We start from the raw sequence: 19318 nt of genomic DNA on the forward strand, positions 1-19318 counted from the left end.
TCCGCATGGCCGTCGCCCGCACGCCCGCGCAACCGCTTGCCCCGCATGGCATTCCGGGCCACCTCGTGGGGTTCGTGGAGGCCCTGCGCAAGGTGGGCATCAACGTCGGGCCGTCGGAGACCGTCGACGCCGGCCGGGTGATGGCCACCCTGGGACTGGGTGACCGCATGGTGCTGCGCGAGGGTCTGGCGTGTGCGGTGCTGCGCCGGCCCGACCACCGCGAGACGTACAACGCGCTGTTCGACCTGTGGTTCCCCGCGGCCATGGGGGATCGGGCGGTCTTGGAACTCGACGACGACGAGGATCCGGAGAACCGGCCCGACCGGATCCCGCCCGAGGACGTCGAGGGCATGCGCGCGGCGCTGATCGACCTGCTGTCCGACGCGGACATGGCGAACCTTGACGACCGCCTGATGGCGATGATCGCGCAGATCGTCGACGCCTACGGCAAGTACAACTCGAGTCGCGGCCCGTCGTACTCGTCGTATCAGGCGCTCAAGGCCATGGGGCTGGACCAGCTCGAAGGCAAGCTGCTGGCCGGACTGCTGGCGCCGTACGGCGACGAGCCCACGCCCACGCAGGAGCAGATCGCCAAAGCGATTGCCGCCAAGCGTATTTCGCAGCTGCGGCACATGGTCGAGTCGGAGACCAAGCGGCGCACCGCCGAGCAGATCGGCCGCGACCACGTGCAGACCTACGGTATTCCGCAGCTGGCCGAGAACGTCGAATTCCTCAGGGCGTCAGGCGATCAGCTGCGGCAGATGCGTAATGTCGTTGCGCCGCTGGCCCGTACGCTGGCCACCCGGCTCGCGGCGCGTCGGCGTCGTTCCCATGCCGGCCAGATCGACCTGCGCAAGACACTGCGCAAGTCGATGTCGACCGGCGGCGTGCCCATCGAGGTCGTCCTCAAGAAACCGCACCCGGCCCGTCCCGAGCTGGTGGTGCTGTGCGACGTGTCCGGCTCCGTCGCGGGCTTCAGCCACTTCACGCTGATGCTGGTGCATGCCCTGCGTCAGCAGTTCTCGCGGGTGCGGGTCTTCGCCTTCATCGACACCACCGACGAAGTCACCGAGCTGTTCGGCCCCGACGCCGACCTGGCCGTCGCGGTGCAGAAGATCACCCGCGAGGCCGCCGTCTACACGCGGGACGGGCACTCGGACTACGGCCACGCGTTCGTCTCGTTCATGGACAAGTGGCCCAATGCGCTCTCGCCCCGCACGGCCCTGCTGGTGCTCGGCGACGGCCGCAACAACTACCGCAACCCGCAGGCCGACCTGCTGGCACACATGGTGAACGCCAGCCGGCACGCGCACTGGCTCAACCCCGAGCCCAAGCACCTGTGGGGCAGCGGCGACTCGGCGACGGCCAAGTACCAGGACGTCATCACCATGCACGAATGCCGGTCCGCGAAGCAGCTCGCGTCGGTGATCGACAACCTGCTGCCCGTCTGATTCCCGCAAACACGCACGTTCGCGGGTATCAGGGGCTCCAGTAAGCTGGCCAATCGTGACTCGACGCAGGCTGGGCGTGATGGGTGGGACGTTCGACCCCATCCACCATGGACACCTCGTCGCGGCCAGCGAGGTGGCCGACCTGTTCGAACTCGACGAAGTGATCTTCGTGCCGACCGGGCAGCCCTGGCAGAAGCGCGATCGGCACGTCACCGCCGCCGAGGACCGGTACCTGATGACGGTCATCGCGACGGCCGCCAACCCGCGGTTCTCCGTGAGCCGGGTCGACATCGACCGCGGCGGCCCGACCTACACCAAGGACACTCTGCGCGACCTGGCCCGGCAGAACCCGGACACCGACCTGTTCTTCATCACCGGCGCCGACGCGCTGGCCTCGATCCTGTCGTGGCAGAACTGGGAGGAACTGTTCTCCACGGCCCGGTTCATCGGGGTCAGCCGGCCCGGCTACGAGCTGGACGGGAAACACATCGAGGCGGCACAGAAAGAACTGCCGCTCGACGCCCTGACCCTGGTCGAGGTGCCTGCGCTGGCCATCTCGTCGAGCGACTGCCGTCGCCGCGCCCAGGCCAACCGGCCCATCTGGTACCTGGTGCCCGACGGCGTCGTCCAATACGTGTCCAAACGTGGCCTCTATCAAGCCACGAACAAGCAGGAGAGTTCATGACCGCCACCCCCGAAGCCCTGAGCATGGCGACGGTCGCCGCCCGCGCGGCGTCCGCCAAGCTGGGCGAGAACATCAGCGTCATCGACGTCTCGGATCAGTTGGTCATCACCGACTACTTCGTCATCGCTTCCGCGTCCAACGACCGCCAGGTCAACGCCATCGTCGACGAGGTCGAGGAGAAGATGCGCTGGGCGGGCCACAAGCCGGCCCGTCGCGAGGGTGCCCGCGAGGGCCGCTGGGTGCTGCTCGACTACGTCGACATCGTGGTGCACATCCAGCACCAGGAGGAGCGCGAGTACTACGCGCTCGACCGGCTGTGGCGGGACTGTCCGGCCGTCGAGGTCGACCTCGACGGTGAGCTGCCGGTCAACCCCGACGGAGACGACGCATCCGACGAGTCCGCCGAGGGCCGAGAGTGAGGAACCGCCGCCTCCTGCTGCTGCGTCACGGTCAGACGGAGTACAACGCCACGAGCCGGATGCAGGGCCAGCTCGACACCGACCTCAGTGATCTGGGCCGGGCGCAGGCGGTGGCGGCGGCCGAGGTGCTGGCCAAGCGTCAGCCCCTGGTGATCGTGTCCTCCGATCTGCGCCGCGCCCTCGACACCGCGACGACGCTGGGGGAGCAGGCCGGGATGCCGGTGTCGATCGATGAGCGGCTACGCGAGACACACCTCGGGGACTGGCAGGGCCTGACCCATCACGAGGTCGACGACATTGCGCCCGGTGCGCGGCTGGCCTGGCGTGACGATGCCCGCTGGGCGCCGCACAACGGCGAGAGCCGGGTGGACGTGGCGAACCGCGCCCTTCCGGTGGTGCAGGAGCAGCTGCGCAATCTGCCCGAATGGGGTGTCGACGAGGTCGACCGCCCCGTGGTGCTCGTCGCGCACGGCGGGCTGATCGCCGCGCTGACCGCGGCCCTGCTGGAGCTGCCGGTCGACAACTGGCCGATCCTCGGCGGCATGGGCAACGCCAGCTGGGTGCAGCTGTCGGGGCACAGTGCCGGACTGGCCGACGACGATCCGGTGAAGTGGCGCCTGGATGTGTGGAACGCCTCGGCTCAGGTGGCCAACGATGTCCTCTGACACGCCGACTGCCTCGCAGAAGCCTGTCCTTCTCGTCTTCTGCGACTCGCTGTCCTACTACGGGCCGACCGGCGGGCTGCCGTCCGACGATCCACGCATCTGGCCCAACATCGTTGCGTCCCAACTCGGTTGGGACCTCGAGCTGATCGGCCGCATCGGCTGGACCTGCCGCGACGTGTGGTGGGCCGCGACGCAGGATCCGCGGTCGTGGGCGGCGTTGCCGAAGGCCGGCGCGGTGATCTTCGCGACGTGCGGCATGGACTCGCTGCCGTCGCCGTTGCCGACGGCACTGCGGGAACTGATCCGCTACGTGCGGCCGCCGTGGCTGCGCCGCATCGTGCGCGACGGTTACGGCTGGCTGCAGCCGCGGCTGTCACCGATCGCGCGGCCCGCGCTGCCGGCGCACCTGACGGTCGAATATCTCGAAGAGACCCGCGGGGCAATCGATTTCAACCGCCCGGGCATTCCGTTCGTCGCCACCATCCCGTCGGTGCACATCGCGGAGACCTACGGCAGCTCGCACCGCTGGCGCGACGCCACCGTCGCGGCGATCACCGATTGGGCTGAGGGGAAGCAGATTCCGGTCGTCGACCTCAAGGCCGCCGTCGGTGACGAGGTGATGTCGGGCCGCGCCAACCCGGACGGTATCCACTGGAACTTCGAGGCGCACCGTGCCGTCGCCGAACTGATGCTCAAGGGGCTGGCCGAGGCCGGTGTGGTGTCGCAGCGGACCGACGACTAGCCATGGCAGTGGTGGTGGTCACCGACTCGTCGGCTCGGCTTGACCCAGATGAGTTGAAGCGCTGGGACATCCGGGTCGTGCCGCTGCATGTGCTGCAGGACGGCACCGACTACCAGGACGGGATCGACCCGATTCCGCAGGACATCCAGGACCGGTCGCATGTGTCCACCTCGGGCGCGGCGCCCGCGGATCTGACCGACGTCTACAAGCAGGCGCTGGCCGACAGCGGCGGCGACGGCGTCGTGGCGGTGCATCTGTCGGCCGGTCTGTCGAGCACGTTCAGTTCCGCCGCGGCCGTGGGCCGTGAGCTGGGTTCGTCTGTGCGCGTGGTCAATTCGCGATCGGCGGCGATGGGGGTCGGCTTCGTCGCGCTGGCTGCAGCCCGCGCTGCAGCGGCCGGCGCGGATCTGGATGCCGTTGAGGCGCTGGCGCGTGCGGAATCCGGGCGGCAGCACGGGTTCATCGTCGTCCACCGTTTGGACAACCTGCGGCGTAGTGGCCGCATCGGCACCGCCGCGTCCTGGCTCGGCACCGCATTGTCGCTGAAGCCGTTGCTGCAGTTGGACATCGACGGCCGGCTGGTGCTCGATCAGCGAATCCGAACCGTGGCCAAGGCTCATGCCGCGATGATCGAACGGGTGGTCGCGCTGGTCGGTGAGCGGCCCGCAGCGATCGCCGTACACCACGTCGACAACCACGACGACGCCGCGCAGATCGGCGCCGCACTGACTTCCCGCCTGCCCCAGGTCGATTCACTTGTCGTGACCGACATGGGGCCGGTGCTGGCGGTGCATGTCGGCTCCGGCGCCGTCGGCGTCATCGTCAATACGCAGGACTAGCGGCCCCGGCAGCGGGGAGCTTTTCCGGCAGTCGGCCAACAACTACGCGGGTAAGCGCGCGGCGCTGGTCGGTTTTCGAGTACCCGTCTACTCGCGATCCGGCGCCGTCGTCGTCGCACTCTGAAATCCCGCGCGGCACTCCGTCGCCGCGAACCCCGATTGAAAGGTGACGACGATGAGCCACACACTGAACCTCGGCTGGACCCACGCCCTGCCGTTTCACGCACCCACGGTGCCCCAGTGGATCACCAACATGGAGCGCTCCGTCGGCCAGGCCATGCACCGGCTGGCCGACGAGCACCACCCGGAGAACCCGGTCTACGAGACACACTTCGACTTCATCGAAGACGCGCTCATGGCGCGCGAAATGTACCGGCTGTGAATGCTTTTGGACTAGCCGGCGAACCGGCCGGTGACCGGCGGCAGATCTTTTAGCGTCAGGATGCCCGGCGCTGCCGCCACCACCGCAGGTACTGCGTTGGTGGCCGGCAGCGCGGTGTAGATCATGCCGAGACCGTTGAGGCTCACCTCGCTCCAGTCCTTCGACGGCAGGCAGTACACGACTGTGCGCATGTTGGGCACGCCGAACACCTGGATCACGTGACCGTGCGCCACGGGCTTCGGCGGGGTGACGTGCTCGCCCATGATCCAGTTGAAGCCGACGCTGACGACGTTCTTGTCGCCGACCCAACCGCGGTGATAGCCGTAGACGCTGGCGACCGTGCCCTTGGGGATCTGCATGAACCCGAGGTCGGAATCCTCGGTCGCCGGGGTGAAGGTGACGTCGAAGGTGATCCGGTCCAGCTTGGCTCCGATGGCATCGGCCATCATCGCGGCTGACTCGGCGAACACCTCGCTCTCCAGGCGCACGCTCTCGGCCAGGCCCGGTGTCTCGGGGTCCTTGCCGAAACCCATCGCGGCCATGGTGCCGGCCGATTCGTAGACGCCGCAGTCGACCGACTCGGTGATACGGATTTCGTCGACGCTCTCGCACGCGCTGGACAGCACCATGCCCATCATGTTCGTCAGGCCGGGGTGTGCGCCGCTGCCGAAGATCGTGGAATTGCCTGCCTCGCAAGCCTTCTGGATGCGCGCGAGGTCCTCTGGGCTCTGCTTGCCGCCGGTGATCCAGGCTGCGGTCGAACACACATTGATGCCCGATTCGAGCAGGCGGACCAGCTCGTCGACGCTGGGCCAGATCGGGTTGTAGCAGCAGGCATCCGGCTTGAGCGCCACCAACTCTTCGATGTCGTTGGTGGCCTTGATTCCGGTGGGTTCGGGCCAACCGGCCAGTTCGGCGGCGTCCACCCCGACCTTCTCGGCGCCGTACGCGTAGACGCCGACCAATTCCATGTCGTCACGGGCGATGATGGCGTGCAGGGATCGCTTGCCGATGTTGCCGGTGGTCCACTGGATGACGCGGAGCGGGCGGTCGGTGGTCATGGAGGCCTCCTCGTTGGGGCTGTGCTTTCGCTAGACACTATGCCGCAGGTGTCTACCCGGTGGTCCCGGTGGTGGGCTGGAGCCGGCGGCGGTGCGAACCCGTCAGGCCGCGGAGACGTGCAGGACTTCGTAGGCGGCCATGTGGGTCAAGGTCTGATCGGGCTCCTCTGTCGAGAGTTCGACCTGGATGAGGGTCCAGCTGGTTATATCGACAGCGGTCACGAGGGCCACAGTGGTGTCTTCGACGTGCTCGAGAAACCGTTGGGTGATCGGATCCAGGCAATCGGACGGTGCGGCAGCGGAAGGCAGCGACGCAGACTTCACGGTGAGGCTGCGGGCTTGTGCGTAGGCGGCGGGGCCGTGGACGATCTTGTGAAGCGTCCAGTCTTGGATCGGTTGCCGGCCGAAGTCTCGAACGATGGCGGAATAGCCCGGCTCGCCCCAGCAAAAGTTGCGCATGCCGTCGATGTCGCGCCAGACATAGAACGGGGCGTACGCGTTTCGGGGAGCGCCTTGGGATTTCTCCTGGATCAAGTAGGCCTTGAACTCGAGGCTGGCGAAGCCGTCGAAGAGGTGGCCGGTCCTGCGCACCCGGTTCCGGATGATGCCCATGTCGTAGTCGGTGGGCAATGCGATCTGATATTGCATGGCGTACATCAGTGATGCCTCTTGGTCGCCTGGACGTGGGCCCGGTCAGCAACAGGCTCGTACCACGTTGTGGTGGTTCCGTCGGTTGCGGTCTCCTGATGGGCCACGTGGGTCATGGCGGCATGCCCAGCTACGGCGGTCATCGCAGATTCCGGCTCTGTAGGAGGCCTGCAGCTCCTTGTACCGCCGCCTCGAAAGCAGCTGGGTCCTGTTGCGCCCGCGCGAGGACGTAGCCTCCCTGGACGGTCGCGACCACCATGGATGCGAGCTGATGTGCGTCTGTGGCGGCGGGGAACTCGCGCTCGTCAATGCCCTGGCCAATGACCTGAGCGATGCGGTCGACCAACCAGCCGAGGGTCTCTGCAACCGGGCGGAGAAGATCTGGTGTCGCCAAAACATCGGCGTCGTAGGTCATGCGCCCCATGCGGCAGCCCCGCAACGAATCGCGCTGGCGTTCTAGGTAAGCGATCACCCGCTCGAGTGCCGTCCCGTCACCCGAGAGTAGAAGGTCAGCTTCGGCGCGCATCGTGGCTGCGCTCTCTGCCAAGGCTGTGGCCGCGAGCTCCTGTTTTCCGGCGAAGTGGTGGTACATGCTGCCCTGCCCTGCTTCCGCGCGGCTCAGGATGTCCTTTGGGCTGGTTGCCGCATAACCGCGTTCCCAGAGCAGCTCTTGAGTCGCGTTCACAAGACGGGCGCGTGTTTGCACAATCACGAAACATACGTACTAGTAGTTACAGTCGTCAAGTGAAAGGGTCCCGATTGCTGTGAGCCTGCGGGCGGACGGGCGCAGGGTGCGGAGGTTCAAGCGTCGCGGGAACGTCCAGCATCCGACATGGAGAGGCCTCGTCAGAACGGTCTGTGAGCTGGAGTCCGGTCACCCGTGCCAAATCCGGTCGTGCTCGGCGTGGGTCGACAGATACGCCCCGGGCTGGAAATGCGTGTCGTAGAACCCGAGGTCGATGTGTTGTGCCTGAAGGTAATTCATGATGTGCACGGTGGGTACGGTGCCGGGAAACTTGCCGAACGTATCGTCGATGTATTGCGCGGCGATGGTGAGCAAGGTGATGAACTGCTCGTCGTGCCCGGCGGCAGCCGAACGTACGGCCCGCGAATCCCGCCACGGCCCTGGGGTATCCGGGTGAAAAGGCCCGCCGGGGCCGAATTTTCGGTCGGCGAAGGCGCGCACCGCAGCCGCGATGTCCGGGTGGTGCGGGCGGCTGTACGTTTCGAAAACGCCGGGCAGCCCCGTCGGATTGGGCAGTGCCCACCGTTCGTCGGTTTGCACGTTGAATCCCAACCCGGGAACGTCCGGGTCGCCGGACGCGCCGAGGATGGTGAGCCGGTCGATACCGTCGAATGTCCAGCCGCCCAAGCCCAGCGCCCCGAGCAGCAGGTGCCCGTTGTAGACGCTCGTCATCAACTCGGCGGTGGCTTCCGTGAGCGAGTACTGCTCGACGAAGGTCAGCGGGAACGGGTCGTCGTCCCGGTGCGCCAGGCCCGCGGCGGCCTCCTTCAGTCCCGGGATCGGCCGGTTGTTGAAGTCGTCATAGATCAGGTAGCCGTTCTGCAGGAAGAACGCCAGATTGGCCAAGAGATGCTGTGCGATGTCGGCGACCGGGATGACCAGCAGCGAGCCGGGGTGATTGGCGATCCACGTGTTGTGGCCTTCGAGGTACGGCTCCGACCGTGGAATGTGGATGCGATCGGTGGAGAGCTGGCGATAGGACGACACCGTCGCGGCCAGCCAGTCGTCGATGTCCACCACGCCGTCGTTGACCGGCACTGTCGGTGCCGTGTCTCGGGACGACAGGAAGTAGGTGCCCGAGTCGTCGGTGAAGAAGAACTCGACGATCTCGAATCCCGCGGCTGACGGGAACGTGCGACCTGATGCCGACCCGCTGTAGTTCGGGAACGCCGGTGCATATCCGGGATGGTGACTGATCCCGAAATGCCAGCCGGTGACGCCGGTTACCGTCGCCAGGATCAGTGCGCGTTCGACCTCGTCGAGTGGTTCGACGTCCCGGGCACTGGTGTAGGCCAAGGGCCCCGACGGGATGGAGCCGCCCACGGGAAATCGCCGTGACCGCCTGCCCTGGATCGCGCTCAACAGCGGGAACCTCGCCGCCGCAGCCAGCGCTTCGCGTTGCTGCGCGGTCAAACTCAAACGTGGCGAAGGTGTTTCGGTCGTCATGGTTACCCAGACTCTAGGGTCCGCGGCGCTTGTCGGCCCACAGTTCGGCGCACCACGATGCCAATTTTGGTGGCGATCGACCGGCCGACGGCGCGAGCCGCCCACATCTATCCACAGAACGCGATTGATCCACAGGCGGCGGGTTCGACTGCCTCTTGCGGCGTTTCCGGTCGGTGCCGCCACCTAACGTCGCGGGCATGGTCACTCAGACACCGGTCGATCGGGCGCAGCGGCGGTTGGCCGCGCAGCCCGGAGACGCGACGGACCCCGACGCAGAGCCCGACTCGAACGACGACACCTCGCTGTCGCGGTGGTTGCCCGACGCGATGCCGGGCAGGTCCGGGTGGCTCGCGACGGTGCGGGCCGACCCTGGGCGTGCGGGCGTCATCGCGCTCGCGGTGGTCGGCGTGGTTGCGGTCCTGGTGACCATCATCGCCGTGCTCGGCGATGACAAGCCGCCGGTGACCGCGGCGAAACTGCCACCCGTCCAGATGGTTTCGTCCTCGGCGCCTGGGACGCCCGCGTCGGCGGCCAAGGCCGAGGACGTCGTGGTCAGCGTGGCAGGACTCGTTCACAAACCGGGGCTGGTGACACTTCCTGCCGGTGCCCGCATCGCCGACGCCGTCACCGCAGCTGGGGGAGCGCTGGCCGGCGCCGACATCGTCGGCCTGAACATGGCCCGCAAGGTGGCCGACGGCGAGCAGATTCTGGTCGGCATCACCGCGCCGTTGGGCGCGCCCACGGTGATGCGCAGTTCGGCCGGTGCGACGTCCGGGCCGCCGGAGAAGGGGCCGCCCGGCGACGGAAAAGGTGCTGGAGCACAGGGGCCCGTTGATCTGAACACCGCGACAAGGGAGCAACTCGACGGCCTGCCCGGCATCGGACCTGTGATGGCGAAAGCGATCGTGGCGTGGCGGGAGGCCAACGGCCGGTTCGCGAGCGTCGACCAGTTGGGCGAGGTCGACGGCATCGGGCCGAGCCGGCTGGAGAAGCTGCGTGCCCTGGTCAAAGTGTGACGGCCGGTCCCGCGCCGGACGTCCCCGGCATCGACGTGCGGCTGGTACCGGCCGCCGTGACGTGCTGGACGGTGACGGCGGTCGGCGTGTGGTGGGGGCCGTGGGCAGCGCTGACGGCGGTGGTGATCGCGGTGGCGGGCACCGTGGGAGTCGGGTTGTGGATGGGCTCGGTGCGTTGGCCCGCAGTGCTCGCCGTGGCGGCGGTGGGCGCGGCATTCGCGATCGTCGCGGCGGTGCGGGTGCACGCCGTCGATACCCACTCTTTGGCGGCGCGGTTCGGCTCGACGGTGACGGTGACCGTCACGCCGTCCGAGTCGCCGAAGACCATCCAGGGTGGCCGCCTCATGTTCGCGGCGTCGTTGCAGCGGCTGCAGGATGCCGAATCATCGGGGCGGGTCATGGTTTTCGCGCCGGCCCTGGGGTATTCGGAGGTCGGCGTGGGCCGCCCGATGGCATTCCGGGCCCGGGTCACCCGGCCCAAGCGGCGCGACCTGTCGGTGGCCGTCCTGGCCGCTGTGGGCACCCCCCGGTTCGGAACCGCCTCGACCGGGCAGCGCGCGGCCGCACACGTGCGGGCTGAATTCGGCGAGGCCGCTCGACTGGCGTTGCCGCCCGACCAGGCGGCGATGCTCCCGGGCTTGGTGCTGGGCGATGTGTCGGCGGTCGAGTCGGATACGACGGCCGCCTTCCGCCGGGCGGGGTTGACGCATCTGACGGCGGTGTCGGGCGCGAATGTGACCATCGTGTGCGGCGCGGTGCTCCTCAGCGCCGCGGTGGTGGGACGGCGGATCGCGGTGGCGCTGGCGGCGGTGACGCTGTTCGTGTTCGTCGTCATCGTGCAGCCCTCGCCGAGCGTATTGCGGGCCGCGGCAATGGGTTCGGTGATGTTGATGGGCATGCTGGTGCATCGGCGGCGGCAGGCGATTCCCGCGTTGTCGGCCAGCGTGCTGGTGCTCATGGTGCTCTCGCCGGCGCTCGCGGTCGACGCCGGCTTCGCGCTGTCGGTGGTGGCGACGGCGGGGCTCGTCGTGATCGCGCCGGGGTGGTCGCGCCGACTGGTCGGCCGGGGCTGGCCGAAACCGCTCGCCGACGCCGTGTGCGTCGCGGTTGCCGCTCAACTGGTGACGGCGCCGTTGGTGGCGGCGATCTCGGGCAGCCTCAGTCTGGTCGCGGTGGCAGCCAATCTCCTTGTTGCTCCGGTTATTCCACCCATCACGATCCTCGGCACCGCGGCTGCCGCGGTGGCGTGGTGCTGGCCGGCTGCGGCGCAGCTGTTGATCCGGTTCACCGGACCCGAACTGTGGTGGTTGTTGCATGTCGCGCGGTGGAGCGCCGCGGTTCCCGGAGCGGCGGTCCGCGTCCCGTCGGGCTGGGGCGGCGCGTTGCTGCTCGGCGGGGTGACGGTTGCAGGGGCGCTGCTGCTGGCCGTGTGGCGCCGGCGACGAGGAAATGCGATCCGGCCATGAACTCGCGCGCCGAGTTGCAGAATTATTGACGTGAATGACGAACCGGCCGGGTCCGCGGCGAAGGTGGCGGCGCTCGAAGCGGCCGGCGTCCGGACCCTGATCGGCACTGTCGTCAATGCCGCAGGCCTGACGCAGGTCAAAGTGGTATCGCTCGATCGGGTGGCGGTGTTCGCCGACCACGGGCTGGGTACCAGCCCGACGTGGCATGTCTTCGCCATCGATCAGGCGGGCATCGTGGTGAGCGATGAGATCGGTGTGGTCGGGGACCGGCGGGTGCGCGCCGACCTGGCGGGTGTGGCCCTACTCGGCGACGGGGTCGCCTGGGCGCCATGCTCGTTCTTCACTCAGGACGGTAACCCGGACCCGCACTGCGGTCGCGGTGTGCTGCAACGGGTTACGCAGCGATTGGCCGCCGCCGGCCTGACGGCCGTCGTCGGGCATGAGGTGGAGTTCGTGCTCGTCGGCCCGGACGGCGCGCGATTGCCGTCCGATCTGTGGGCGCAGTATGGCCTGGCCGGCGTGCTGGAATTCGAGGGGTTCGTCCGGGACGTGATGGAGGCGGCCGCAGCTGCAGGGGTGTCCATCGAACAGTTCCATCCCGAGTACGGGGCCAACCAATTCGAATTCTCGCTCATGCCCCGCGATCCGGTCACCGCCGCGGACCAGCTGGTGCTCGCGCGAATCATCATCAGCCGCGTCGCCCGCCGCCATGGGCTGCGCGTCAGCCTGTCTCCGGTGCCGTTCGCGGGCAGCGTGGGTTCCGGCGCGCATCAACACTTTTCACTGAGTCGCGACGGTGTGTCGTTGTTCTCGGGTGGTACGGGGGAGCGCGGCATGACGACAGCGGGCGAGTCCGCAGTGGCGGGCCTGCTGGCGGGACTGCCCGGCGCGCAAGGAGTCCTGTGCGGGTCGATCGTCTCCGGGCTGCGCATCCAGCCGGGAAGCTGGTCCGGCGCCAACGTCTGCTGGGGCACCGAGAACCGGGAGGCCGCCGTCCGCTTCGTCAGCGCGGCATCCGGAAATCCATACGGCGCCAACGTCGAGGTCAAGATCGTCGACCCGTCGGCCAACCCATACCTGGCGTCGGCGACCATTCTCGGCCTGGCACTTGACGGCATCAGCCGGGAACTGTCGCTGCCGCCCGAAGTCACCGTCGACCCGGGATCCCTGACGCTCGCCCAACGCGAGCATGCCGGAGTGGTGACACTGCCGTCGAAGCAAGCCGAGGTGCTCGACGCGTTACGCCACAGCGCTGTGGTCCGCGACATCCTCGGGGACGCGCCGGTCGACGCCGTGCTGGGTGTGCGCGGCTACGAACAGCAGAACTACGGCGGCCTGTCCGACACCGAACTGGCCGAGAAGTTCCGGCTGGCCTGGAGTATGTGAGTGCGTGCGAGGGCGTGTCTGCCCGCCATGAAACGATCAACAGGTGAGTGGATCGACCGAGGCGTTGCATCTGGTGCTGGGCGACGAGGAACTGCTGGTCGAGCGTGCCGTGGCCGATGTGTTGCGGAACGCGCGCAAGCTGGCCGGCAACGACAACGTCCCGGTCGACCGGCTCCGGGCCGGTGACGTGTCCACCAGCGAGCTCGCCGAGCTGCTGAGTCCGTCGCTGTTCGCCGAGGAACGCGTGGTGGTCCTCGAGTCTGCCGCCGAAGCCGGCAAGGACGCCGTCGCCCTCATCGCCGACGCGGCGGCCGACCTGCCGGGCGGCACCATGCTCGTCGTCGTGCACTCCGGTGGTGGCCGGGCGAAGGCACTGGCCGATCAGCTGAGAAAGCTTGGCGCCGAGGTGCATCCGTGCGCGAAGATCACCAAGGCAGCCGAGCGCGCCGACTTCGTGCGCAAGGAGTTCCGATCGCTGAAGGTGAAGGTCGGCGACGACGCCGTCAACGCCGTCCTCGATTCCGTCGGCTCTGATATCCGGGAACTGGCGGCGGCGTGCTCGCAGCTGGTGGCCGACACAGGCGGTCAGATCGATGCGGCGGCCGTGCGGCGCTACCACTCCGGCAAGGCCGAGGTGAACGGCTTCGACATCGCCGACAAGGCCGTCTCGGGTGACGTCAGTGGCGTCGCCGAAGCGCTGCGCTGGGCGATGGCCGGCGGTGTGCCGCACGTGGTGCTGGCCGATGCGCTGGCCGAGGCCGTGCACTCGATCGCGCGGGTCGGTGGTCAGTCGGGTGATCCGTACCGGTTGGCAGGGGAGTTGGGGATGCCGCCGTGGCGGGTCCAGAAAGCGCAGAAGCAGGCCCGGCGCTGGTCCCGGGACACCGTGGCCGAGGCGCTGCGGGTGGTCGCGGCGCTGAACGCCGACGTCAAGGGTGCCGCGGCCAACGCCGACTACGCGCTGGAGTCGGCCGTGCGTCGCGTGGCCGAGCTGGCCGACAGCTGAGCCGCCACCTATTCACAGACACAACAAAACCGCGGCCCGATCATCGGGCCGCGGTTTCGCGAAAACTACAGGCTCAGATCAGAGCTTGTTGAAGGCCAGGGTCAGCGCCGACTTCTTGTTGGCGGCCTGGTTCTTGTGGATGACACCCTTGGTGGCGGCCTTGTCCAGCTTGCGGTTGGTGGCGACGAGCAGCTCGCCGGCCTTGTCCTTCTCGCCCGCCTCGACGGCCTCACGGAAGCCGCGGATGGCCGTACGCAGCGCCGACTTCACCGACTGGTTGCGCAGACGCGCACGCTCGTTGGTGCGGATCCGCTTTTCCTGCGACTTGATGTTGGCCACGCGTGTCGTTCCTTCTAAATCTCAAATTGGGCACGTCCGGGAAGAACATGCTCGGTCTTAAGTCTGCGCTCTTCGCCCGTCAACGGGCAGCGACTGTTCAGGTTACCAGCGTCCATGCGAAATCCCCAAAGCGCGGCATACGCGCACTGGCCGGCGACGACCCCGAGCATATCCGTGAATGCCAAGTTGCCCTGCCGAAACCGCCAGGTTGATGCAGCATGTCTGCCATGAGCCCACGGACATCGCACAGTGGCCCCGCGCGGACGCGGCCGACCTCGCCAGGGAATCGCTACGACGGTGTTTTCAACGGCTACGACGACGTCGACAGTTATGCCGCCGCGTACGACGAGATGTTCGACGCCCAGGGCGCCGTGCGCGGTCTCTACAAGGGCGTCTTCGCCGAGTTGGCGCCGTCGGACACCGACGAGCTGGCGGCCCGGTCCGAAGCGCTCGGCCGCGCGTTCACCGATCAGGGCATCACGTTCTCGCTGTCGGGCCAGGAACGGCCGTTTCCGCTGGATTCTGGTGCCCCGGGTCATCTCGGCCGCCGAGTGGTCGAAGCTGGAAAAGGGCATCAAGCAGCGGGTCAAGGCGCTCGAGATGTACCTCGACGACGTCTACGGCGATCAGGAGATCCTGCGCGACGGGGTCATCCCGCGCCGGCTGGTGACCTCGTGCGAGCACTTCCACCGCGAGGCGGCCGGCATCGTCCCACCCAACGGCGTCCGCATCCACGTCGCGGGCATCGACCTGATCCGGGACGACAAGGGCGACTTCCGCGTGCTCGAGGACAACCTGCGCTCGCCGTCCGGGGTGTCCTACGTCATGGAGAACCGGCGCACCATGGCCCGCGTCTTCCCCAACCTCTTCGCGACGCACCGGGTGCGGGCGGTCGGTGACTACTCGTCGCACCTGCTGCGGGCACTGCGCAACGCCGCGGCATCGAACGAAGCGGACCCGACCGTGGTGGTGCTCACCCCGGGCGTCTACAACTCGGCCTACTTCGAGCACTCCCTGCTGGCCCGGCAGATGGGCGTCGAACTGGTCGAGGGCCGCGACCTGTTCTGTCGCGACAACGTCGTCTACATGCGGACCACCGAGGGCGAGCGCCAGGTGGACGTCATCTACCGCCGGATCGACGACATGTTTCTCGACCCCATGCAGTTCCGGCCCGACACCGTGCTGGGCGTCGCCGGCCTGCTCAACGCGGCCCGCGCGGGCAACGTCGTCATCTCCAGCGCGGTGGGCAACGGCGTCGGTGACGACAAGCTCGTCTACACCTACGTGCCGACCATCATCGAGTACTACCTCGGCGAGAAGCCGCTGCTGGCGAACGTCGACACCTACCGCTGTTGGCTCGAGGACGAATGCGAGGAAGTACTCGACCGCATCCGCGAGCTCGTCATCAAGCCGGTCGAGGGCTCGGGCGGCTACGGCATCGTCTTCGGGCCGGACGCCTCCGAGAAGGAGATCGTGGCGATCTCGAAGAAGGTGCGCGCCGACCCGCGCGGGTGGATCGCCCAACCGGTGGTGCAACTGTCGACGGTGCCGACGCGGATCGGCGACAAGCTGGCCCCGCGGCACGTCGATCTGCGGCCGTTCGCGGTCAACGACGGTGACGACGTGTGGGTGCTGCCCGGCGGCCTGACGCGCGTCGCGCTGCCGGAGGGCTCGCTGGTGGTGAACTCCAGCCAGGGCGGGGGATCGAAGGACACCTGGGTGCTGGCGTCGCGGGCCTCGACCGCCGACCACGAGCTGGCGGCCGCCGAAGTCGTGCGCTCGCTGCCGTCGGCCGGCCAGGCCGCCGACGAGGGGCCCCCACAGCAGGCCGTCCAAACTGCCCATCAACAGCAGCAGCAACAGCAACAGGCGGTGATGTACTGATGTTGGCGCGCAACGCGGAATCGCTGTACTGGATCGGCCGCTACGTCGAGCGGGCCGACGACACCGCCCGCATCCTGGACGTCACGGTGCACCAGCTGTTGGAGGACTCGAGCGTCGACCCCGACGTGGCGTCCCGAACGCTGCTGCGGGTCCTGGGGATCGAGCCGCCTGCGGCGCCGCTGGACATGTGGTCGTTGACCGACCTGGTCGCGTTCGGCCGCGGTGATGCGCAGAATTCGATTGTCGAGTCGATCTCGGCGGCTCGCGAGAATGCCCGTGGGGCACGGGAAGTCACGTCCACCGAGATGTGGGAGTGCCTCAACACGACCTACAACGCCCTCTCTGAGCGCGAGCGGGCCGCCAGAAGGCTTGGGCCGCACGAGTTCCTGAGCTTCGTGGAAGGCCGCGCCGCGATGTTCGCGGGCCTGGCCGACTCGACGCTGTCGCGCGACGACGGCTACCGCTTCATGATGCTGGGCCGGGCGATCGAGCGCGTCGACATGACGGTGCGCCTGCTGCTGGCCCGCGTCGGTGACAGTGCGTCGTCGCCGGCGTGGGTGACGGTGCTGCGCTCGGCCGGTGCCCACGACACCTACCTGCGCACCTACCGCGGGGTGCTCGACGCCGGGCGGGTCGTCGAATTCATGTTGCTGGACAGGCTGTTTCCGCGGTCGGTGTTCTATTCGCTGCGGCTGGCCGAGCGGCATCTCGACGAGCTGCACAACCGGCCGCACGACCGCATCGGCGCCACCGGTGAGGCCCAGCGACTCCTCGGCCGCGCGCGCAGTGAGCTGGAGTTCCTGCAGCCGGGCCTGCTGCTGGACTCGCTGGAGGATCGCCTGGCGGGCTTGCAGCGCAGCTGCCGGGAAATCGGAGAAGCGTTGGCGCTGGAGTACTTTCACGCGGCGCCGTGGGTCGCCTGGACGGACGCGGGCCACGCGGTGTCGGTTATCGAAGAAGGTGAGATTCTGATATGTGGCGGCTCAGAGTTGTCCATGCCACCGGGTATGCCTACAAGTCGGCGGTGACGGCGTCGTTCAACGAGGCCAGGTTGACGCCGCGCTCGGACTCGCGGCAGAACGTCGTCCTCAACCGTGTCGAGACGACGCCGGCCACCCGGTCGTACCGGTACATCGACTACTGGGGCACCGCGGTGACGGCCTTCGATCTGCATGCGCCGCACACCGAGTTGGAGGTGACGTCGTCCTCGGTCGTCGAGACCGACAAGGGCGAGATGCCCGCGGAACTGGTCACCTGGGACGACCTGGCGGGTGCCGGCGTGCGCGACCGGTTCGACGAACTGCTCGTCCCGACCGGCTACACGCCGGTCAGCAAGCGGCTGCAGCGCGTCGGCCAGCGGATCATGAAGTACTACGACCCGCAGGAAGCCGTGATCGCCGCGGCGAACTGGGTCAACACCGAACTCGACTACGTGCCCGGCACCACCGGGGTGCACTCGTCCGGGCTGGATGCGCTGCGCGAAGGCAAGGGCGTCTGTCAGGACTTCGCGCACCTGACGCTGATCTTGTTGCGCAGCATGGGGATTCCGGCCCGGTACGTGTCCGGCTATCTGCACCCGCAGCGCCGGGCCGAGGTCGGTGACACCATCGAAGGCCAGAGCCACGCCTGGGTGCAGGCCTGGACCGGTGGCTGGTGGGACTACGACCCGACCAACGACGTCGAGATCAACGAGCAGTACGTGACGGTCGCGGTGGGGCGGGACTATTCGGACGTCACCCCGCTGAAGGGCATCTACTCGGGCGAGGGCTCCACCGACCTGGATGTGGTGGTGGAAATCACCCGGCTCGCTTGACTTTCGCCGCGCACTCTCCGCCGCCGACTACCATGGATGTGAGGTGGATCACGATCGGAGGCGGGCGATGCGGATCGCGGACGTACTGAGCAACAAGGGTGCGGCGGTAGCGACCATCGCCCCCGAGACCACGGTGTCGCAACTACTGGCCAGCCTCGCCGCGCTGAACATCGGTGCCATGGTGGTCGTCGGGGACGACGGATTGGCCGGCATCGTGTCCGAGCGCGACGTCGTGCGCGAGCTGCACAAGCGCGGCGGTGGCCTACTGGGCCAGCCGGTTTCGGAGATCATGACGACGGTCCTGGCGACCTGCACGCCGCGGGACACCGTCGACCATCTCGTGGTGCTGATGACCCAGAACCGGGTGCGGCACGTGCCCGTCCTCGACGACGGCCGGCTGGCCGGCATCGTCAGCATCGGCGACGTGGTCAAGACCCGGATGGAAGAGCTCGAGACCGAGCAGCAGCACCTGCAGGACTACATCACCCAGGGCGGTTAATCTCCCGCGAGCCGGCCTGGGGGCACCTCCCGCTTGCGGGGGAGTTTGTACCGCGACACGCCGGTATCCGCGTGCAATTTTGGGCCGCTCGTCGGCTGCGAACGGGCGCAGACTGCACGGAGATCCGGGCGGGGCGTAGCAGTTCACGGCAAGCTGGCGGCATGCGTGAAATTCAGACCCGGCCGGCCACTCGTTCCGACATCGGTGGCTTGTCGCACACCCTTGCCCGCGCGTTCGCCGACGACCCGGTGATGAAGTGGATGCTGCCCGACGCTGGGCTGCGCCGGCGCCGGCTGCCGCGCCTGTTCACGGCGCTCACCAAGCACCACCATCTGGGCAACGGCGGGGTCGAGATCGCCTCGTCGGCCGACGGCATCGGAGGCGCGGCGTTGTGGGATCCCCCGGGCAAGTGGCAGCAGACGCGCGGCGCCGAGCTGCGGGCGGTGCCCATGATGCTGCTGACGTTCGGCACCGCGGTGCTGCGCGGCCAGGCAGCCGCGGAGTTGATGAAGAAGCACCACCCGGAGGAGCCGCATTGGTACCTCGCGGTGATCGGCAGCGACCCGACGGTGCGCGGTGGCGGGTTCGGACAAGCGCTGATGCGGTCGCGGCTGGATCGCGTCGACGCGGAACACGCCCCGGCCTATCTGGAGTCGAGCAACCCGGTGAACGTGCCCTACTACGAGCGGTTCGGTTTCGAGGTCACCGGTGAGATGGTGCTGCCGAACGGTGGACCGAGCCTGATTCCGATGTGGCGGCAGCCGCGGTAGGTGCGTTCAACGCCCGCTCGTCGGGCGTGAGTGGCCCCTGAATGCACGCAAAAAGC

The 19318-nt window shown here is 68.0% G+C and carries 20 protein-coding genes and 1 pseudogene; 16 read left to right on the forward strand and 5 right to left on the reverse strand.

Going from position 1 to position 19318, the window contains the following annotated elements; translation table 11 throughout:
- The first annotated feature begins 5 nt into the window (after window positions 1-5).
- The 7 genes from ACZ5IQ_RS08620 to ACZ5IQ_RS08650 all read left to right on the forward strand — a co-directional run bounded on the left by ACZ5IQ_RS08620 (window position 6) and on the right by ACZ5IQ_RS08650 (window position 5183).
- Window positions 6-1451: a vWA domain-containing protein gene (locus ACZ5IQ_RS08620; RefSeq protein WP_318985520.1), complete on the forward strand. Its 1446-nt coding sequence runs from the start codon at window positions 6-8 to the stop codon at window positions 1449-1451.
- A gap of 70 nt (window positions 1452-1521) precedes the next feature.
- Window positions 1522-2136, forward strand: coding sequence for a nicotinate-nucleotide adenylyltransferase (nadD, locus tag ACZ5IQ_RS08625; RefSeq protein WP_346414476.1), 615 nt, complete (start codon window positions 1522-1524; stop codon window positions 2134-2136).
- Window positions 2133-2555, forward strand: a complete 423-nt coding sequence (gene rsfS, locus ACZ5IQ_RS08630) for a ribosome silencing factor (protein ID WP_064979345.1) — start codon at window positions 2133-2135, stop codon at window positions 2553-2555. The genes nadD and rsfS overlap by 4 nt, the downstream gene beginning before the upstream one ends.
- A complete protein-coding gene (gpgP, locus tag ACZ5IQ_RS08635; RefSeq protein ID WP_346414382.1) occupies window positions 2552-3220 on the forward strand; it encodes a glucosyl-3-phosphoglycerate phosphatase in 669 nt (222 codons plus the stop codon). The genes rsfS and gpgP overlap by 4 nt, the downstream gene beginning before the upstream one ends.
- Window positions 3210-3962, forward strand: coding sequence for a diglucosylglycerate octanoyltransferase (octT, locus tag ACZ5IQ_RS08640; RefSeq protein ID WP_346414383.1), 753 nt, complete (start codon window positions 3210-3212; stop codon window positions 3960-3962). The genes gpgP and octT overlap by 11 nt, the downstream gene beginning before the upstream one ends.
- A 2-nt stretch (window positions 3963-3964) precedes the next feature.
- Window positions 3965-4801, forward strand: coding sequence for a DegV family protein (locus tag ACZ5IQ_RS08645; RefSeq protein ID WP_212812291.1), 837 nt, complete (start codon window positions 3965-3967; stop codon window positions 4799-4801).
- Between the two features lie 175 nt (window positions 4802-4976).
- Entirely contained in the window at window positions 4977-5183 is a 207-nt protein-coding gene (locus ACZ5IQ_RS08650; RefSeq protein ID WP_318985516.1) for a hypothetical protein, read from the forward strand.
- 11 nt (window positions 5184-5194) lie between these two features.
- Here the strand turns inward: ACZ5IQ_RS08650 and ACZ5IQ_RS08655 are convergent, their stop codons facing one another.
- The 4 genes from ACZ5IQ_RS08655 to ACZ5IQ_RS08670 all read right to left on the reverse strand — a co-directional run bounded on the left by ACZ5IQ_RS08655 (window position 5195) and on the right by ACZ5IQ_RS08670 (window position 9083).
- Window positions 5195-6244: an NAD(P)H-dependent amine dehydrogenase family protein gene (locus tag ACZ5IQ_RS08655; RefSeq protein ID WP_064979341.1), complete on the reverse strand. Its 1050-nt coding sequence runs from the start codon at window positions 6242-6244 to the stop codon at window positions 5195-5197.
- 102 nt (window positions 6245-6346) lie between these two features.
- Window positions 6347-6901, reverse strand: a complete 555-nt coding sequence (locus tag ACZ5IQ_RS08660; protein WP_346414384.1) for a DUF4865 family protein — start codon at window positions 6899-6901, stop codon at window positions 6347-6349.
- A 130-nt stretch (window positions 6902-7031) separates the two neighbouring features.
- Window positions 7032-7604: a TetR/AcrR family transcriptional regulator gene (locus ACZ5IQ_RS08665; protein WP_346414385.1), complete on the reverse strand. Its 573-nt coding sequence runs from the start codon at window positions 7602-7604 to the stop codon at window positions 7032-7034.
- A gap of 162 nt (window positions 7605-7766) precedes the next feature.
- Entirely contained in the window at window positions 7767-9083 is a 1317-nt protein-coding gene (locus tag ACZ5IQ_RS08670; RefSeq protein ID WP_464481134.1) for a hypothetical protein, read from the reverse strand.
- 197 nt (window positions 9084-9280) lie between these two features.
- On the opposite strand from ACZ5IQ_RS08670, the gene ACZ5IQ_RS08675 reads away from it, so the two are divergent.
- From ACZ5IQ_RS08675 to holA, 4 genes are all read left to right on the forward strand, one after another.
- Window positions 9281-10099 (forward strand): ComEA family DNA-binding protein, encoded by an 819-nt coding sequence (locus tag ACZ5IQ_RS08675; RefSeq protein WP_212812285.1) that lies wholly within the window; start codon window positions 9281-9283, stop codon window positions 10097-10099.
- Entirely contained in the window at window positions 10096-11565 is a 1470-nt protein-coding gene (locus ACZ5IQ_RS08680) for a ComEC/Rec2 family competence protein (protein ID WP_212812284.1), read from the forward strand. Before ACZ5IQ_RS08675 ends, ACZ5IQ_RS08680 begins: the two co-directional genes overlap by 4 nt.
- A 30-nt stretch (window positions 11566-11595) precedes the next feature.
- Window positions 11596-12951 (forward strand): type I glutamate--ammonia ligase, encoded by a 1356-nt coding sequence (locus ACZ5IQ_RS08685; RefSeq protein WP_212812283.1) that lies wholly within the window; start codon window positions 11596-11598, stop codon window positions 12949-12951.
- A 64-nt stretch (window positions 12952-13015) separates the two neighbouring features.
- Window positions 13016-13957 carry a DNA polymerase III subunit delta gene (gene holA / locus ACZ5IQ_RS08690; protein ID WP_464481448.1) on the forward strand — a complete coding sequence of 314 codons (942 nt, stop codon included), beginning with the start codon at window positions 13016-13018 and terminating at the stop codon, window positions 13955-13957.
- Between the two features lie 78 nt (window positions 13958-14035).
- Here the strand turns inward: holA and rpsT are convergent, their stop codons facing one another.
- Entirely contained in the window at window positions 14036-14296 is a 261-nt protein-coding gene (gene rpsT, locus ACZ5IQ_RS08695) for a 30S ribosomal protein S20 (RefSeq protein ID WP_064860034.1), read from the reverse strand.
- Window positions 14297-14523: 227 nt separating this feature from the next.
- Here rpsT and ACZ5IQ_RS08700 point away from each other — a divergent pair.
- The 5 genes and pseudogenes from ACZ5IQ_RS08700 to ACZ5IQ_RS08720 all read left to right on the forward strand — a co-directional run bounded on the left by ACZ5IQ_RS08700 (window position 14524) and on the right by ACZ5IQ_RS08720 (window position 19262).
- Window positions 14524-16180 (forward strand): annotated as a pseudogene (locus ACZ5IQ_RS08700) (circularly permuted type 2 ATP-grasp protein).
- Window positions 16180-17208: an alpha-E domain-containing protein gene (locus ACZ5IQ_RS08705; RefSeq protein WP_464481135.1), complete on the forward strand. Its 1029-nt coding sequence runs from the start codon at window positions 16180-16182 to the stop codon at window positions 17206-17208. Before ACZ5IQ_RS08700 ends, ACZ5IQ_RS08705 begins: the two are co-directional and overlap by 1 nt.
- Window positions 17154-17993 carry a transglutaminase family protein gene (locus ACZ5IQ_RS08710; protein ID WP_061009367.1) on the forward strand — a complete coding sequence of 280 codons (840 nt, stop codon included), beginning with the start codon at window positions 17154-17156 and terminating at the stop codon, window positions 17991-17993. The genes ACZ5IQ_RS08705 and ACZ5IQ_RS08710 overlap by 55 nt, the downstream gene beginning before the upstream one ends.
- 67 nt (window positions 17994-18060) lie before the next feature.
- Window positions 18061-18492, forward strand: a complete 432-nt coding sequence (locus tag ACZ5IQ_RS08715) for a CBS domain-containing protein (protein ID WP_064860038.1) — start codon at window positions 18061-18063, stop codon at window positions 18490-18492.
- Window positions 18493-18653: 161 nt separating this feature from the next.
- Window positions 18654-19262 (forward strand): GNAT family N-acetyltransferase, encoded by a 609-nt coding sequence (locus ACZ5IQ_RS08720; RefSeq protein WP_212812279.1) that lies wholly within the window; start codon window positions 18654-18656, stop codon window positions 19260-19262.
- Window positions 19263-19318 lie beyond the last annotated feature (56 nt).

Source organism: Mycobacterium toneyamaense, assembly GCF_055384815.1.